Origin of the sequence: Turicibacter bilis (assembly GCF_024499055.1) — a bacterium.
GTDB lineage: Bacteria > Bacillota_I > Bacilli_A > MOL361 > Turicibacteraceae > Turicibacter > Turicibacter bilis.
On sequence record NZ_CP071249.1, the window covers coordinates 269,999 to 287,259 of the forward strand.

At 33.9% G+C, this 17,261-nt stretch carries 18 protein-coding genes; 11 read left to right on the top strand and 7 right to left on the bottom strand.

Features of this window, described 5'->3' with window-relative positions; translation table 11 throughout:
* Positions 1 to 41 precede the first annotated feature (41 nt).
* Positions 42 to 1,295, top strand: coding sequence for a chloride channel protein (locus tag J0J69_RS01330; RefSeq protein ID WP_256637899.1), 1,254 nt, complete (start codon positions 42 to 44; stop codon positions 1,293 to 1,295).
* Positions 1,296 to 1,324: 29 nt separating this feature from the next.
* On the opposite strand, the gene J0J69_RS01335 is transcribed toward J0J69_RS01330, so the two are convergent.
* From J0J69_RS01335 to J0J69_RS01345, 3 genes are all read right to left on the bottom strand, one after another.
* Complete coding sequence (locus tag J0J69_RS01335; RefSeq protein ID WP_212725608.1) at positions 1,325 to 2,083, bottom strand: exodeoxyribonuclease III; 759 nt, start codon at positions 2,081 to 2,083, stop codon at positions 1,325 to 1,327.
* Positions 2,084 to 2,194: 111 nt separating this feature from the next.
* A complete protein-coding gene (locus J0J69_RS01340; RefSeq protein WP_212725607.1) occupies positions 2,195 to 3,484 on the bottom strand; it encodes a sensor histidine kinase in 1,290 nt (429 codons plus the stop codon).
* The gene (locus tag J0J69_RS01345; RefSeq protein ID WP_212725606.1) at positions 3,477 to 4,160 is read right to left on the bottom strand and encodes a response regulator transcription factor; all 684 of its coding nucleotides are present in this window, start codon (positions 4,158 to 4,160) and stop codon (positions 3,477 to 3,479) included. Before J0J69_RS01345 ends, J0J69_RS01340 begins: the two co-directional genes overlap by 8 nt.
* Positions 4,161 to 4,555: 395 nt before the next feature.
* Between J0J69_RS01345 and J0J69_RS01350 the strand changes: the two genes are divergently transcribed.
* Positions 4,556 to 5,866, top strand: a complete 1,311-nt coding sequence (locus tag J0J69_RS01350) for a GNAT family N-acetyltransferase (RefSeq protein ID WP_212725605.1) — start codon at positions 4,556 to 4,558, stop codon at positions 5,864 to 5,866.
* 163 nt (positions 5,867 to 6,029) lie between these two features.
* On the opposite strand, the gene J0J69_RS01355 is transcribed toward J0J69_RS01350, so the two are convergent.
* Positions 6,030 to 6,194: a hypothetical protein gene (locus tag J0J69_RS01355; protein WP_212725604.1), complete on the bottom strand. Its 165-nt coding sequence runs from the start codon at positions 6,192 to 6,194 to the stop codon at positions 6,030 to 6,032.
* 824 nt (positions 6,195 to 7,018) lie between these two features.
* Here J0J69_RS01355 and J0J69_RS01360 point away from each other — a divergent pair.
* Together J0J69_RS01360 and J0J69_RS01365 are read left to right on the top strand one after the other, a co-directional pair.
* Positions 7,019 to 7,147, top strand: coding sequence for a hypothetical protein (locus J0J69_RS01360; protein WP_256637900.1), 129 nt, complete (start codon positions 7,019 to 7,021; stop codon positions 7,145 to 7,147).
* Positions 7,148 to 7,432: 285 nt separating this feature from the next.
* Complete coding sequence (locus J0J69_RS01365) at positions 7,433 to 8,479, top strand: alpha/beta hydrolase family protein (protein WP_212725603.1); 1,047 nt, start codon at positions 7,433 to 7,435, stop codon at positions 8,477 to 8,479.
* A 166-nt stretch (positions 8,480 to 8,645) separates the two neighbouring features.
* On the opposite strand, the gene J0J69_RS01370 is transcribed toward J0J69_RS01365, so the two are convergent.
* Entirely contained in the window at positions 8,646 to 9,248 is a 603-nt protein-coding gene (locus J0J69_RS01370) for a DUF445 domain-containing protein (protein ID WP_212725602.1), read from the bottom strand.
* A 232-nt stretch (positions 9,249 to 9,480) separates the two neighbouring features.
* On the opposite strand from J0J69_RS01370, the gene J0J69_RS01375 reads away from it, so the two are divergent.
* On the top strand, positions 9,481 to 9,765 hold the full coding sequence (locus tag J0J69_RS01375; RefSeq protein WP_070099785.1) for a hypothetical protein: 285 nt from the start codon (positions 9,481 to 9,483) through the stop codon (positions 9,763 to 9,765).
* On the top strand, positions 9,765 to 10,178 hold the full coding sequence (locus J0J69_RS01380) for a YtxH domain-containing protein (protein WP_212725601.1): 414 nt from the start codon (positions 9,765 to 9,767) through the stop codon (positions 10,176 to 10,178). The genes J0J69_RS01375 and J0J69_RS01380 overlap by 1 nt, the downstream gene beginning before the upstream one ends.
* Before the next feature lie 174 nt (positions 10,179 to 10,352).
* Here J0J69_RS01380 and J0J69_RS01385 read toward each other — a convergent pair whose 3' ends face one another.
* Positions 10,353 to 10,847, bottom strand: coding sequence for a DedA family protein (locus J0J69_RS01385; RefSeq protein WP_212724284.1), 495 nt, complete (start codon positions 10,845 to 10,847; stop codon positions 10,353 to 10,355).
* A gap of 358 nt (positions 10,848 to 11,205) precedes the next feature.
* Here J0J69_RS01385 and J0J69_RS01390 point away from each other — a divergent pair, with 358 nt between their 5' ends.
* The 5 genes from J0J69_RS01390 (at position 11,206) to J0J69_RS01410 (ending at position 16,121) form a co-directional block, all read left to right on the top strand.
* Positions 11,206 to 11,505, top strand: a complete 300-nt coding sequence (locus J0J69_RS01390) for an ArsR/SmtB family transcription factor (protein WP_055242256.1) — start codon at positions 11,206 to 11,208, stop codon at positions 11,503 to 11,505.
* A 5-nt stretch (positions 11,506 to 11,510) separates the two neighbouring features.
* Positions 11,511 to 11,909 (top strand): arsenate reductase ArsC, encoded by a 399-nt coding sequence (locus J0J69_RS01395; protein WP_055242258.1) that lies wholly within the window; start codon positions 11,511 to 11,513, stop codon positions 11,907 to 11,909.
* Between the two features lie 13 nt (positions 11,910 to 11,922).
* Complete coding sequence (locus tag J0J69_RS01400) at positions 11,923 to 13,251, top strand: MATE family efflux transporter (protein ID WP_212725600.1); 1,329 nt, start codon at positions 11,923 to 11,925, stop codon at positions 13,249 to 13,251.
* Positions 13,235 to 15,544, top strand: coding sequence for a bifunctional glutamate--cysteine ligase GshA/glutathione synthetase GshB (gene gshAB / locus J0J69_RS01405; RefSeq protein ID WP_212725599.1), 2,310 nt, complete (start codon positions 13,235 to 13,237; stop codon positions 15,542 to 15,544). The genes J0J69_RS01400 and gshAB overlap by 17 nt, the downstream gene beginning before the upstream one ends.
* Positions 15,545 to 15,878: 334 nt before the next feature.
* Entirely contained in the window at positions 15,879 to 16,121 is a 243-nt protein-coding gene (locus J0J69_RS01410; protein WP_144436976.1) for a hypothetical protein, read from the top strand.
* Between the two features lie 237 nt (positions 16,122 to 16,358).
* Here J0J69_RS01410 and J0J69_RS01415 read toward each other — a convergent pair whose 3' ends face one another.
* Positions 16,359 to 17,180 (bottom strand): hypothetical protein, encoded by an 822-nt coding sequence (locus tag J0J69_RS01415; RefSeq protein ID WP_212724286.1) that lies wholly within the window; start codon positions 17,178 to 17,180, stop codon positions 16,359 to 16,361.
* Positions 17,181 to 17,261 lie beyond the last annotated feature (81 nt).

The following is a 17,261-nucleotide window of genomic DNA, read 5'->3' on the forward strand; positions in this document are numbered from 1 at the left end:
GATAAAATAAAAGAAGTTAAACGATAAAAAGGGTGATAGTTGTGAATAAAGAACGAACACTAATTCAATCAATTAAAAAGTATATCGTCCCGCTAATTCGTTGGATCGGATTGAGTTTATTTATGGGAATTCCAGTGGGAATTATCGTTGGTTTTTTTAAACAGGTGTTAAGTTTAGCCAATCAATTTCGTGGTGATCATCCATGGTTAATTTATGGACTCCCTTTGGCAGGGATATTGATTAGTTATTTATATGTTAAAGCTGGCAGAAATGCATATACAGGAGAAAATTTATTGAAATCAGAAGTGATGCAAGCTTCAAAAGATATTCCTATCTATATGGTGCCCCTGATCTTTTTTGGTTCCCTTTTAACGACTTTTTTTGGAGGATCGGCAGGAAAAGAAGCAGCGGGTGTTGCGATGGGAGGGACACTAGCCGATGCAATTGCTCACCGTTTTAAATTAAGTGAGGAGGAACAACGAACACTCGTCGTGATAGGTGTTGGAAGTGGATTCGGCGTATTATACGATGTACCGCTAGCAGGAGCAATTTTAGGCATGGAATTAGTGCTGAAAGGGAAATTTCATTATGAAGCGTTGGTTCCTGCTTTTGTAAGTAGTGTTGTCGCGAACAAAGTGGCATATCTTTTAGGAGATCAAGCAATTGTTTATCCAGCATTAGACTTAGGTGGTTTTTCATTGCTATTAATTGTGAAGTTAATCGGGTTAGGAATTTTGTTTGGAGTTGTTTCCATTTTATTCAATATGGCACTAGATACAGCACCTAAAGTTTATAGTCAATTAATCAAAAATCCAGTTATTAAAGGGATTGTAGGGGGATGTTTAACGATTGTGTTATTTTGGATTGCAGGAGATAATTATAATGGCTTAGGTCAATCCTTTATTGCAAAGTCGTTTGAAGAATCTGTGAGTTTGATGGAATGGATTTGGAAAATTATCTTTACGGCTGTAGCATTAGGTTCAGTCTTTCAAGGTGGGCGTGGAAATCCAACCTTTTTTGTGGGAGCGACCTTTGGGAGTGCTATCGCGCCTTACTTTAATCTCGGGATTCCCTCTGTTGCCGCATTAGGGATGATTGGTGTATTTTGTGGAGCTGCTAGTTTACCCTTAACCGGAATAGTTATGGCAATCGAGTACTTTGGCGCGAATGAAGTGATGGCCATTATTCTTGTCATGACCATAACTTATATGATTTCCGGGTTTTATGACCTTTTTAGTACGAACAAACTTGCGAAAGGAAAAAAGGAACTATTTGAAGCACAAATTAAATCATGAATGAAAAAAGATAGGTATCCCTATCTTTTTTAGTTGGCTTTTAACGTTAGACCGACCGGACAGTGATCAGAACCTAAAATTTCAGGATAAATACAAGCATCTGCTAAGCGATCTGTTAACTTGGCTGATGCAATAAAGTAGTCAATACGCCATCCAACATTTTTAGCACGAGCATTCGCACGGTATGACCACCATGAATAGCATTCTTCTTTTGTTGGATAAAAGTGACGGAACGTATCAACAAATCCAGCATTTAAAAGATGTGTCATTTGGTTACGCTCATCAGGTGTAAATCCAGGATTTTTCGTATTTGTTTTTGGATTTTTTAAATCGATTTGTTGATGGGCCACATTTAAATCACCACAAATAATCACAGGCTTTTTAGACTCTAAATCTGTTAAATATGAACGGAAATCTTGCTCCCATTGCATACGATAATCTAAACGAGCCAGTTCATTTTGTGAGTTTGGTGTATAAACCGTTACTAAATAAAAATCTGAATACTCTAGTGTAATCACACGTCCTTCTTGATCGTGTTCTTCTATCCCAATTCCATAAGCCACCGATAAAGGTTCATGCTTCGTAAAAATGGCTGTTCCTGAATATCCTTTTTTTATAGCATAATTCCAATACTGATAGTATCCATCCAATTCTAAGTTGATTTGTCCTTCTTGTAGCTTTGTTTCTTGAACACAGAAGAAGTCGGCATCAACCTCGTTGAAAAAGTCTAAAAATCCTTTTTTGACACAAGCACGTAGTCCGTTTACATTCCAAGAGATAAACTTCATTCTCATCTTCCTCCTTTTTCGATAAGTTTACCCTAAATCAGTCAAAAAGTCCAATTGGATGATTGAGAATCTATTTAAAAAGATCGATCAATGAGATCGACCTTTTTTTGTTTAATATAATTTAAACCGTTTATGAATAGGTTTTGTCGGAAGTGTAACACGAAAGGTCGTTAAACCATTTACAGTACTAGTGACTGAAATTTTTCCTTGATGTTGGTCAATAATTGATTTGGCAATAGCTAATCCAAGACCGTAGCCTCCCGTTTCCCGTGCTCGAGAAGAATCAACTCGATAAAATCGTTCAAAAATTTTATGAAGATGTTCTGAAGGAATTCCTTCACCTTCATTGCTAATTTCTAATTGATAAATAGCTCCAATTCGATGAAGATTTATTTCGATTTTTGTCTGAATAGGGGCGTGTTTAAGGGCGTTATCAAGGAGAATAACGACGACTTGTTGTAAACGCGCTTCTTCACCGGTATACATGAGATCGGGTTCGATGTTCATTTGAAGCTCTTTTCCAGATTCAAAGATGAGGGACTCGAATGGAAGGATGACATTCATCATCGATTCACTTAAATTAAAAGAGCTTGATTTTATGAGAGATTCATTGTTATCTAATTTTGTAAGATAGAGGAGATCACTGACTAGTTTAGACATACGCTCAGTTTCTGATTGGATATAATCCATCCATTTTTGTTCACTACGAATGGTGTGATCTTTATTGGATAAAAGGATATCAGTGGTCGTTTGGATAACAGTCAGTGGTGTTTTCAGTTCATGAGAAGCATCGGCTACAAATTGTTGTTGTTTTTCCCAAGCGAGAGCAATCGGTTTAATAGCCCAATTCGCTAAATAATAGCTAATGATGGTAAGAATAACAATGCTAACGCCTCCAATTGCTACAAGAACGACAATCAATTGGGATAAGGTAGCAAGTTCGGTCGAACGATCAAGAAAGACAATTAGTTTGCTACCATTAGGACGAACGTGTGTTAAATAACGTAATTTTAAGTCATTAAAAGAAATGATCCCAGTGTCTTTATCAGATGATAGTACTTGTTCAACTAATTGTTCAGGATTACTTAAATTGGTTTCTTCTGGCATGTTTGATATCGTTTTAATGAGATGATTGGAGCTATCTAAAAGAAGGGTAAAACTTGAGCGCATTAACGTTTGATTAATAGGTAATGGATTTTTTTTAAGCGGACCATTAAAATCTTTAAATGGCGTTCTCATAATTATTCCCTCATTTTGAGCGATTTGTTCCATGACTTTAATTGCTTGGACTTTTCCTGATTGATACATGAGATAATAAGTACTGCTAAAGATGGCAAAGAAAATCGTTAATAAAATGGATAGATTAATCCAAATGAAGCGATGTTTTAATTTTTTAATCATTTGTTGTTACTCCAAGGCAATATCCAACCCCGCGAACTGTTTTGATACAAACAGAGGATTTAATAAATTGAAGCTTTTTGCGAAGGAATGAAATATAAACTTCTACGTTATTATAGTCAACATCTGCATCATATCCCCAAACTTTTTCGATTAATAGCTCTTTAGTCACAATCTGATTCCCATGATTCATTAGACAAGAGAGAATATTAAATTCTTTTAATCCAAGTTGAACTTTTTTCTCCTGACACCAAAGCTCATGAGTTGAAAGGTTAAGTTGACTATCTTCAAATTTAAGGCAGTCATTTGTCACCACTTCACCTTGACGGCGTAATAAAGCACGAACACGGGCGAGTAATTCTTCTGTTGCAAACGGTTTGGTTAAATAGTCATCCGCGCCTAAATCGAGGCCATGAACTTTATGTGAAATGTCATCTTTTGCTGTTAGAAATAAGACAGGTGTTGAAAGGTTATATTGACGAAGTTCTTTTAAAAGATCAAAACCATTTAGCTTTGGGAGCATGACATCTAAAATGATTAAGTCATAAATTCCACTTAGTCCGTAGTCTAATCCAGTAGCTCCGTCGTAGAAAATATCAACTATATATTTTTGGCTTTTTAAAATTTGCCCGATAGCGTCGGCTAATCGTCTTTCGTCTTCTACTAGTAAAATTCTCATATTTGTCACCTCTTTTTTTATTTTAGCACAGATATCTTAAAACAATCTGAAAGAAAAAAGATGATTGAGAAAATATATAAGAGTAGTCATTTTTACAACTTCTATTGTTAGCTTCTATTCATCATAGTTTAAGGTGTTCATTTAAAGGTAAGAGTTACAAAAAATTATCTCCTTCTACCTAGAAGGTGAAAATAAGATGGTGGCTAGATTAAAAAAGATGATACGTTGCAAGTCATCATGAGAAAGAAAAGGAATAAAAAGCAAATAGAAGATTTAATTTGATTTGATTAGTATTTTACTTAGTTTTCATTTAGAGATACATAAAACCTATCGAAAAGCATAAGATTAAGATAGAATGTAAGCGAATAACTTGTACTGAAATGGGAGAGTTCGAGATGTATTTACACACGAGTCACTGTCACTTAGTCAAAAATAAAAGTCAAAACCTTCTGGTTGATGAGTGGGACCAATTACCCTATCCACTCATTCAACCAGAAGATAATCTCTTATATTTAGAGTGGAGTATTATTTTAGATGAAACTGAAAAACAAGTAGGGACTGTTGCTTTGAAACAATTACCAGATATGGTGACTTTTAAAATGATTTATCATATTGATGGAGAGGAAATAGGATTAGATTTAATGGAGGAACTATTAAAATTACAGATTGATTATTCTTTTAACTCTCTCAAAATTCAACGATTAATGATTCAAGTCCGCGCCATCAACTTTGATATGATTCGTATTCTAAGACGACTCGGGATGCGGTTAGAGGAAAAAACAATGATTCATGATTGTGCTTTAGTCACCTATACATTAACTAATTATCAACAATTACCCATGATGAAAATGCGTTCATCTAGTTTAGTACATAGTCAAGTGCTACAATTTGTTAAAAATGAAGAAGAGATTCGAATTTTAATGCAAACCGGTTTACGTCTTAATCGAAATGCGCCGATTGACTTAATGCGTGATTATCATTATCGTCTTTTTGTTAATGAAGAAACTTTTTTAGATTATTTAAATTGTACCGATTGGATGCATCATTTTGGTGATATAGTGATTGTTAAAAAAACAATTCTTTCAAAGTCTGCTTACTTATTTCAAATACAATTTCAAGATGGAGTGAGATTGGATTTAGAATTTATTTCACTTGTTAATTTATGGGGAGCTGTTTACGAAGAAACATTATGTCGAGTCATTTTAGATAAAGATGGCCTCTTACCTCCTCTTGATGATCCTAATGATAGTGCCCATTATCTTCAATGCCCAACTGAAGAAGAGTTTAATCAGTTATTAAATGACATTTGGTGGTATCAAATTGAAGTGGCGAAAGCATTGTATCGAGATGAAGTTACTTTAGTTAGTTCTATTTATGAAGAAATGTTACTTGAACGAGTGACGACACTATTAAGTTGGAAAATTGGGCTGAAATATGAATGGAAAATAGATTTAGGACGAAAAAAAAGATGGTTAAAACGATATTTACCTGAAAGTATATACAATGATTACTTACATTTATATCCAAATAAATGCTGTAACTCAGTATGGGATCGTTTATTTTTCATGGGTTCCTTTATTCAAAAAATAGCGATTGAAATTGCTCAAACTTTAGGCTATGATTACGATCAATCGCAAGGTGAGATAGTCACGAAGTTTTTACATCGAATTAATTCATTACCTGATAATGCGACAGAATTTAATTGAGAAAAGACATCAGTACTCAATCTGAGGAGCGTTGAGTAAAGCCTCTATCAACTTCAGACGTTAGTTATTGGATAATTTTTCGCTTAGCTTTCGTTTTCTAACTCCAGGGTTCCAATCCGTACGCCTTGCACTTTTTTAGGATTCAATCTCGATTCTTAATCATTTAACTTCTTCTAATGGTTGTTCGCGAGTTAATGAAATCGGCGATTGTTCTAATCTTTGAAACTTCAAAGTGATTAGCAGTCATACTATATGAGGTACCTGTCGTTTTCATATCGTTTAATACATTTAACTTAAATTTACCAGCGTATGTTTGTTTGTATATCACTTCTTTTTCCCCCATATCGTTTGTGTTGTCTCACCCATTCCTGAATTTGTTTCGTACTTAGGATTTTATCTTTCTGATCAAGGGAAGTATAACTTGAAGATTATTCTAAATGTTTGTCCTTTAAATTCTAAGTTATATTTCAATATAAAAATACCCCGTAACATTAGATTTTTAAGTCTAATATTTGGGGTGTACATCACATCGGCTTAGTTTATCAGTTTTTGTCAATGACGAAGTTCTTTTTAATTCTATAATCTTAATAAGACTTGGTTTTTAGTGTTTTTCTCAAATAAGTTATTGTTTTTTATGAATAAAGAAACGACAAGACTAACGGTGAGGCAGTATGAGAGTGTAAAAATAATATTCAATCCATTGAAAGATGTGAGTAAATCTTTAATATTATTAACAAATATAGGTGATTTATGTAAAATGTGAGATAGATATGTTAAAATAAGAGTAAAGCTAAACGAATAGTAATCATGAATCATGGGGGAATTCGATGATTGAACTTTTAATATTACTCGTAATAATAGTGGTTGTTATATTTTCGATTTTTTGTTGTGGTTGTATAATTGGTTTAACTCAATTTTTGCTTAAGGTCACAGCTTTAACAAAGGTTGCTTGTGCCTTTATGTTGTGTACCATAGCCATCATTCTCTTTTTAATGATCGGTTACCTTATTCGGATGATGGTTAGTTTGGTGACATATTTGATTGAATCATCTAAACGTTTTAATTTTTAACGTCGCTTGAGCGACTTTTTTTGTTTTTTAAGGGATATTAAAGATTTTAAACGTAGTAATAGGTGAGAAAGGGGATGAGAAGATGGAGGAAACAAAGACATTTGTGATTAATGGATTTAAAATAGATATCACATCAATCACACTAACCGATGGGGCAAGAGATGGAAATGGAAATATCCTTAATGAAGGACAAGTTATCCGTTTAAGGTAAAGTTTAATGAATTTAATCAAGGAGATAATCGCTTACTTGATTTGGGATTAAGTAATACAAATGAAAAGAATTCATTATTTTCGGTCTATCAAACGACAGGTTCTCCAAATAGTGAGGGCAAACTATATGAATGGTCTTTAAACTCTAAAGCGACTGTTTTAAACTTTAAATTTTATCGATTTATTATTGCAATTACTGGTGATTAGAAATTTTTCATAGAATAACTATCATAAAAATTCATATAATCTAGCAAGCAATCCGTGAGAAAATGGGGAGGGAGCTAGATTGAAGCAACGAAAGAAGTATCTCGTCATTGGTTTAATAACTAGTATCTTCATCTTTTTTGTAATCCCGATGACGAGTAGTGTGATTATCTATGAAAAGCAGTTTGGTAGTCGTAATGAAACACCTCAGCATTTAAAATATGAGGTGTTTGATTTTGAAAATTTAGAGCAAATTCCAGCATACTTTAAGTCAAATCATAATCAGTTATTGGCTGGATATGTGTATACCAATCCAGAAGTCGTCCACCCGAATGGAGTGATTATTGTTGCTCATGGATTAGGAGCGGGACATAATACATATTTACCTGAAATTTATTATATGACTCAAAATGGTTATACTGTTTTTGCTTATGATGGGACAGGGAATGATGAGAGTGAAGGAAAAAGTATTGTTGGACTTCCACAGGCGGTGATTGATTTAGATTATGCAATTAATTACGTAAAAGATGATGAACAATTTGATGGCTTACCTATCATGCTTTACGGTCATAGTATGGGTGGTTATGCCGTAATAGCTGTATTAAATCATCATTCAGATATTACAGCAGTTGTTGAACGGTCTGGTTTTTATGAATCGACAGACATTATTGATGAGCTTGGAGGTCAAATGTTTGGTTCAGTCTTTCATCTATTAAAACCTTATTTTAGGTTGTATGAACAGCTTAAATTTGGGGAGTATGCGAGTTTAAATGGCTTAGAAGTTTTAGCTAATACGAATGTTAATGTCATGTTTATGCATAGTAAAGATGATGAGGTAATTAGTTATGATCAATCTTTTTCTAAGTATGAAGCCTTATTTGGAACGAGAGGCAATTTTAAATTTATTAGTTATCAAAATCGAGGACACGATGTTGTGGTGGATGAAAGGTTAAATCAAACGCTACGCACGCAAATAGAGGAAGAGTATGGTTCCTACCACGCAATGCCTAAAGAAACTCGTCAGATGTATGATGAAATCTTATATGAGTTAGAAAAGCGACTGGATTTATCGGTCATGCAACAAATCATCGATTTTTATAATCAATGGATCGTCAAAGAGTATGAATAAGAAATGATCATTAAAAGGGATTATTTTAATGTCGTCTTCATTGATGTCACATCAAATGTTATTAGCAATTAGTTTCATTCGTTGTCTTAAGTCTGAGATTTAGTTAATAAGAGTAAAATTTAAATCGAAGTAAAAAGACTGTATCAAATGCGATACAGTCTTTTGTTTATAAATACATTAAAATAACTCCTTGAACAAGTCCAATCAGGCCTCCTAGACAAAAGCCTAGCCATTCAATATGTCGAAGTTCTTTTTTGGCCACTTTTAATATGATTTGTTCAAGTTCTTTTAAATCTAGAGCATTAATATTTTTTTCAACCAATTGCTCGATATTTAAGCGGGTTTGAACGATATCTTTAATATTAACAATGACTTCATTTAATCCTTGGTCGACTTCTTCATCTATCATCTGATCAATCGGTCCTTGAATCATCGCCTTAAATGGAAAGGGAACGATCGACATTTTTTCATCAATTACAGTTTTGATTTTTCGTTTGACGTAGCCTTTAATCTCTCTTAGGTCTTCATCAGTTACGGTTTCATCAATCAATTCCTCAACGGAAAGTAATTCGTGAGCAACGACCTCTCCAATCGTTTTAGCAAGTTCTGCGCGACGCTTTGGTATTAAACCAATGAGAACAAATGGGGTAAATGGGATTTTAATAGGATTAAGGGGACGGAATAAAAGCTTAATAGCAAAAATATTTGTAATCCATCCAATTAAGGCCCCTACAATTGTCAAAATAAGGATGGTCATCATGTGATTCATGTAGCTTCCTCCTAAACAAAAATATCTTTCATTTTAACATAAGACTATGTAAAAAGTAAAATAGCTTGTTTGAATAGATAAGCTGTCTGATGCTGAATGGTGATGTTTTTATACGGTAAAATAGACTATAAAATGTAAAAATTTCTAATGAAACGCAGGAAGGTGTTGAATCAGTTTTTGAACCGGTTTATAATACAAGCAGAGTCATTAGGAGAAAGAAGGGCAGATACACTTGACATTGTATGATTGGTTAATGCTCACATCAATTGCATGTTTAATTGTCATCACTTTTTCAGGCACTTTTTTACTAAATCGTGCGCGAAAAAATATTGATCAGCAAACACTTGAAATTAAACGTAGTACGGAGCAGTTAAAAGCAATACCTGAGTCAGTAACTTGGGAGATGCATTCAAAGCTGAATGAAATGAAAGATCGTCTAAAACTTAGTTGGCGCATTTTTATGTTTGTTAGACGTCAAAGAAAGAAACGAAAATTAAAAAAGAGGATGATGAGTTAATGAAAAAACGTTATATTTTCGCACTAGGAGCTTTAGTTGGAGGGGCGGCTGCTTTATTTTTAGCACCTAAATCAGGGAAAGAATTACAAGCCGATTTATTAGAAAAAGTGGAAGATTTACAAGATAAAATTAAAGATTTTGATCAAGAGGCGTTTAAGACAACTTGTAAAGAACAGCTAGAAGAAATTAAAACATCGATTACTAATTTTGATTTCTCAGAATCGATTCAAATCATTGAAGAAAAATTTAAAGCATTAAATGAACGAGTAGCAAATTTAAAAGTCGTGATTGAAGAACATCAAACTGAAATAATGCCACCATTAGCTTTAGCTGATGAATTAGAAGATGAAAAAATGCTTGAGACATTACAAACATTAGAAGACTTAGAAGAAGTTGAAGAATTAGAAAAATAGGTTGTTTGTCAACTCGTATGAGTAAAGAATTTTTATAAATGTAATTGAGAGGAGTTTAACTGCTTTTTGAGCGGTTTGATTCCTTTTATTTTTTTTGTCCGAAAGAAGAGGAGTGAGAATCTCACCTACACCACATAGTATAGAATAAAAAAAACCTTCAATATGAAGGTTTTTTTATGAATAAAGAGCGGTTAAATATCCAATGAATAGCGTAATAAAATTCCATACTGTAATTCCAGCAGCAGAATAAATGAGATAAGTTTTAAATGGAATTTGGAAAACTCCAGACATGAGTGAGATAAAGACGCGAACAGTAGGGATAATTCGTCCAGTAAAGCACATCATGGCTCCATAACGTTCGCTTAATTCGCTAGCTTTATCTAGTCCTCGTTTGGCTAAAGGAAACTTTTGATAAAAGTAGTTATACATTGAACGACCGAATTTTCGAGCCACGATATAATATAGGAGACAACCGCTAATACTCCCAAGAAGCGTCATGACCAAAATAAATAAAAAGCTAAATGGGCTCTGTTCGATAAAAAAACCGATTGCCGGCAAAATGATGTAAGAAGGAATCCCAGTTAAGTTTAAGGCTTCTAAAAACATAATGACAAAAACGAGCAGTGGCCCATATTGGTCTAAATAATTCAAAATATCAGATGATAGCATGATTCATTCCTCTACTTATAAGTTTTAAATTCATTATAGCATAAATTAAGTGAGGAAGCATCTTAACATTTTCTCTGAACTTATGTCAGTAAAGATAAGTTTGTACAGCTTAAAAAATTTTAGGACCTGCAAGTGAGGATACAGTGTCTTCGAATATAGTCCGCTTTAGTATTAAAGCAAATCACTAACTAGAACTGATTTAGAAATATACAATACATTTCTGTTTCTATATAGTGGTTGAATCACTTGAACTGAAAATACACTTTAAAGGGGAGTATTTAAATTGACAGACAATTTAATTTAAGTTAATATATTCCCATAAGAGAATATTCTCGAATTGGAATATAAGGAGGTAACTATGACCTATGTTGATGTTTTAAAAGCATTAGCAGATGAAAAAAGACTTCAGATCATGTGCTTATTAATGCAAGGAACAAAATGTGTCTGTGAAATTGAACCGGCTTTAGAGATTTCTCAGTCTTCCACATCAAAGCACCTTATCAAGCTAAAGCAAGCAGGTCTAATTCAATCAACGAAGCGAGGACAGTGGGTCCATTATTATATACCAGAAAATGTATTTATCCGCTATCCGTTTGTTGCACAATTAATTCAAGAAGTAAGTGAGCAATCTGCTCATCATAAGGAAAGAATGGAGTAGTTAAAATGAAAAAAGTAGCATTTGTTTGTGTTCATAATTCATGCCGTTCACAAATGGCAGAAGCGTTTGGAAAAGTATTAGGTTTAAATGTCTTCGAGTCTTATTCTGCAGGAACAGAAGAACGTGATTGTATTAATCCAGATGCCGTTCGCATGATGAAAGAAATTGGGATTGATATGACTTTAACACAGCGTCCCAAGTTATTAAGCGAAATTCCATCAGTAGATATTGTAATTACTATGGGATGTAATGTAAAGTGTCCTCATTTACCATGTACACATCGAGAGGATTGGGGACTTGAAGATCCAAGTGGAAAAAGTGATGAAATCTTTCGTCAGACACGCGATGTGATTAAAGAAAAGATGGAGGATTTAGTCGAGCGTATTCGAAGAAACGAGTTGTAAAAGAGGTGTGGCTATGAAGAAAATTGATTTAACGCAAGGAAAAGTCGTTTCTGTCTTAGTAGCCTTGGCTTTACCTATTATGGCGAGCTCAGTGTTACAACTCACATATAATCTGATAGATATGCTTTTAGTTGGACGATTAGGAAGTGATGCCGTTGCAAGTATTGGAACATCAAGTTTTTTAATTGGAGTAGCTAATGCCATTCAAGCGTGTATTGTGATTAGTACTGGGATTTTAGTTTCGCATGCTATTGGACGAAAAGATGAAGAAGAACAATCAAAGTATTTAAGTACGGGTTTTCGTCTTAATTTATTATTTGGATTGTTTTTTGCTCTGTTTGTTATTTGGATAGGAAAGCCGTTTATTTCGTTTTTAAATGTTCAAAATGAATGGGTTGAGTTACAAGGCTATGCCTATTTAGTCGTCAGTTCACCAATGTTAATCTTTTCATTTTTTAATTTTTGGTATACGCGTGTTTTTAATAGTTTTGGACAAAATAAAATGGCATTAAAAATTAGTGCCATTGGGGTTGTTTTAAATATCATGTTAGATCCACTCTTTATTTATACCTTCAAATTAGGTGTTTTAGGAGCGGGGTTAGCCACATTAATCGCTAATGTGGTCATGACACTTTATTTTTATATCAAATCAAAACAGTTGTTCCAGCTAGATTTAACCGCTAAATATGGAATTTCAACGTATCTGAAAATGATTCGACTTGGACTTCCGATGTCTTCTCAACGACTGTTATTTACTCTGGTTAGTATCCTCTTAGCGAAAATGATTACGTCGTTTGGCACAGAGGCTATTGCGGCACAAAAAATAGGCTTACAAATTGAATCAATCACGTATATGGTGATTGGTGGACTAAATGGTGCGATTGCGAGTTTTGTTGGACAAAACTATGGTGCAAAGAATTTTAATCGGATTAAAGAAGGGGTACGCGTGGCAATCATCATAGGATTGCTTTACGCGCTCTTAACGACTGTTTTATTTTTAGTGTTTCCTAAGTCGTTGGCTCGATGTTTTGTGACGGATAGACAAACGATTGAAATTACTGCTAATTATCTGCGAATTGTTGGCTTAACTCAAGTCTTTATGGCAATTGAAATTATTTTTAATGGAGCCTTTGTGGGATTAGGAATGCCTAAAATTCCCGCTACGATTAGTATTGTTTTTACAGCAGCACGAATTCCAATGGCCTGGCTATTTACTCACTGGATGGGTGTGAATGGAATTTGGCTGAGTATTAGTGTGAGTATGGTATTAAAAGGTATTTTAGCAGGTTATGTTTATCATAAAAAAGGAAAGGAGGGAATCATGGATGTTGCTGCAATTTAAAGAAAAATTACATAAAGAAGATTTGTGGTATGCTAATTTTGGAATCGAGCGTGAAGGGTTACGTGTGACACCTGAAGGAGAGTTAGCGTTAACACCCCATCCGAAAGCTTTTGGGAATAAACTGTCAAATCCGTATATCACCACTGATTTTTCAGAAAGTCAAATTGAAATGATTACCCCAACTTATTCAACTGTCGAAGAAGCTTACCAATTCTTAAATGCGCTTTATCAGATAACCGTATCTGAATTAGAAGATGAATATTTATGGCCGCAATCGATGCCTTGTCTCATTAGTATGGAGCAAGAAATTCCAATTGCCCTTTATGAAGAGGGTGAAGCGGGAAGGGCCGCAATGAATTATCGCCAGGCATTGCTTGAGAAGTATGGAGGAAAAAAACAACTGATCTCAGGGATTCATTACAATTTTTCATTTAATGAATCGTTAATTCAAAAGCTATATGAAGCCAATCATCACGAATTAGAGTATCGATTGTTTAAAGATCAAATCTATTTAAAAGTGGTCCGCAACTATATTCGCTATCGCTGGTTATTGATTTATCTTTTAGGGGCATCACCCGTTGTCGATGAGAGCTACTGTAGTGAATGTCGCGTCTCATCAAAGGAGGTTGCCCCACATAGTTACTCAAAATTAGGTGCAGTTTCTTTTAGAAATAGTCCATGTGGTTATCAAAATCACATGCCGATTTATGTTGATTATACAGATACGACACATTACGTTCATTCATTAAATGAGTATATTGAACGTGGAGATATTTCGAGTTTTAAAGAGTTTTATAGTCCAATTCGCTTAAAAGCAAAAGATCCTATTCATTTAATGGAATCACTACTTCAGGATGGAATTGAGTACATTGAAATCCGTTCCATTGATTTAAATCCCTTTGAGGCGACTGGAATTTCATTGGCCGATTTACAATTTATCCATTTATTTATTCTGTTTTTACTTGAAATGGATGAGCGAGAATACGACGAGTGGCAAGAAGAGGCGACTGAAAATGAACGTCGAGTGGCAATGGATGGATTACAATCAGAATTATGGTTGATTCAAAATGGGCAGGAGATTTTATTGTCAGATTGGGCACAATCTATTTTAGATAAAATGCAAACAATTAATGAGACCTTTTCATTTAATTTAGATGAGATTTTAGAAGACAAACGTCATCAAATTTTGAATCCAAATGAAACGATTTCGGCAAAAATGATAGAGCTTGTTTCTGATAGTGATTATGTGAAGGTGAATCTTGAATTAGCTAGAACATATCAAGAGAACGTGTTGGATCAGCCTTATTCCTTAGCTGGATTTGAAGATTTGGAGCTATCTACACAAATCTTGATCAAGGAGGCCATTAAACAAGGCATTCACATAGAAGTGCTTGATCGCTCAGATAATTTCATCTGCTTAAAGAAAGGGAAGCGGGAAGAGTTTATTCAACAAGCAACTAAAACATCATTGGATTCTTACAGTGCGGTATTAGCAATGGAGAATAAGGTGATAACAAAGAGGATGTTAAGGGATAAAGGGATTTCTGTTCCGATGGGAGAAGTATTTACCTCTTTACCAGCTGCATTAGCTTCATATTCGCAATTTATTAATCAACATATTGTAATTAAGCCGAAAAGTACAAACTTTGGTCTTGGGATTACAATGATTGAACAATTGAATTCGAAAAAATGGTTTCAGCAAGCACTCGAGATTGCTTTTAACCATGATCAAAGCGTAATAGTTGAACAATTTCAAAGGGGTAATGAGTATCGTTTCTTAGTGATAGATGATGAGGTTGTTGGTGTTTTACAACGAATTCCAGCTAATGTAACAGGTGATGGAATTCATACGATTGAACAGTTAATTCAACAAAAAAATGAACACCCAATACGGGGAGTAAATTATAATCGCCCGTTAGAAAAAATTAAAATTGATGCTAGTTTACATCTTTATTTAGAGGCGCAACAGCTAACACTTACCTCTATTCCTAAACTAGGTGAGAAGATTCAATTACGAGAAAATTCTAATATTAGTACTGGTGGAGATAGTGTTGACATGACGGATCAAATGCCTTCACGTTTTAAAGAGATTGCTAGAAAAGCAGCTAAAGATTTAAATGTTGCCATTTGCGGGGTTGATATGATTATTGAGGATTGGCGAGATGAGTCATCTAACTATTCTATTATTGAAATGAATTATAATCCTGCCATTCATATTCATACATATCCGTTAATCGGAAAAGGTCGTCCAGTGGCTCAGTCCATTTTGAAAGCTTTAAATTTCATTAGTTAAAAGAGGTTATCTCAAAATGACTAAAATTTTATAGTCATCGAGAGATAACCTTTTTTTATTAGTTCATGCTTTAATGAGTATAGGAATTTTTGAAGCATAAAAAGTTAGAGCAAAAAAAGATAGCTTCAAAAGAATGATAAGAGTAGGAATCCTGGGTACGTTTAAGAATATTAAACACATAATTCTTAAATATAACATGCGTTAGGATAGTCTATATTGTTAAAACCTTAGAAAGTAGCATCGTTCATTTTGTTGTTTTACATTTTTGAATGCATGATTAATTAGGTTTAGCGTTATATTTAGTTTAAATAGGGGGGATATCGGAATAAGAGAAATGATATGTTATAAATTGCATCAACCATTTTCATTAGTAGGATTTGAAGATTTAGACGTAGTGACACAAAGTTTGATTAAAGAGGTCATCAAACAAGGAATTAGTATGGATGGTTTAAGTGATCTGAATAACTTTACGTCTTTGAACAAAAACAAGCATGAAGCATTTATTGAACAAACTAATAACAATTTATTTGAGTCTTATGGTGCAATGTTGGGGATGGAAACAGGAGATAGAGAATAAAAGAATGGTAACACATCATGTGATTTCGACTTTAAGTAAAGAGAGGATTATCATTTTTTAAGATGAACTAAGGGTATAATTTTCTCATTCACTTGAGATTGTAAAAATGATATAAGAAAAAATAAACCTAAGAAAAAAGCATTGATATACTTATTTTCTTAGGTTTTTAATAATAAAGTCTTTTAAATTTTTTTAATTCGATGTATTTTCTTAGTTGTTTACTCTTAGATTGTTCTTTTATTGGGTGACTTGCTCGATTTCATCTAAAATTCCACTTAAACGAAGGGCTAACTCATCGAGTTGAAGTGCTTTTAAATTTAAAGCGTCTTCCGTAGCTAATTGTTGTTGTTTACTTCTTTTGAACTGGGCAGTCTCATCATTTTCAACCGCGATATAATTGGCTTCAAAGGCTTGTAATAGTTCCTTTGACTGTTGAAGCTTCATTCGAATCATAGTATTCGTATAGCCAGATTGTATCATTTCAGAAGCAACACTCATAACAGAATTAACATCGTGTTGAGCTAGTTCATCATCCATGAGTCTAAATGCAGTTTGGAGTGAGGTCTCATAAGTAGGTTCATTTGGATTTGTCATATATTGCTCAACGGCATTGGTAGCGTGGCTAATTACATAAAGAACTTCCTCAATCACAGAATCTTGTGATTTTTTTTGAAGTTGTTTTTCAAGTTGTTGTTGAATTTTTGTTAAAGGATTTAAAATTTGAATCGAAATCGATTCTATATAAGGACTGATTTCTTCCACTAAAATATTTCTTTGAATCATCAATTCGTCGATCTGTTGTTTTAGGGTTTGAATTTCAATTTCTAAATCTTCACGTTGCTCATTAAGAAGTTGGAATTGCGAAGTAGCATTTACTAATGTCGAAGTCTGATTTTCCAATAATTTAGAAAGAGGGGTTGAAACAGTCCGACTTGAGTCGAGTCTAATAGAGGACTCTTGAATCAACTCAGGCTTAAAGGGAATTCTTGTGGTGTAAAGACCGAAGAGAGTGAATACACCTCCTAGAAAACATAACGGTATAATTTGTTTAATTTTCATGATAGCCTCCCAAAAAAACTAGTTTTTAATATTATGGTCGATTTAGTGGAATCTTTATCATAAAAGTTAAAAAATTTCAAA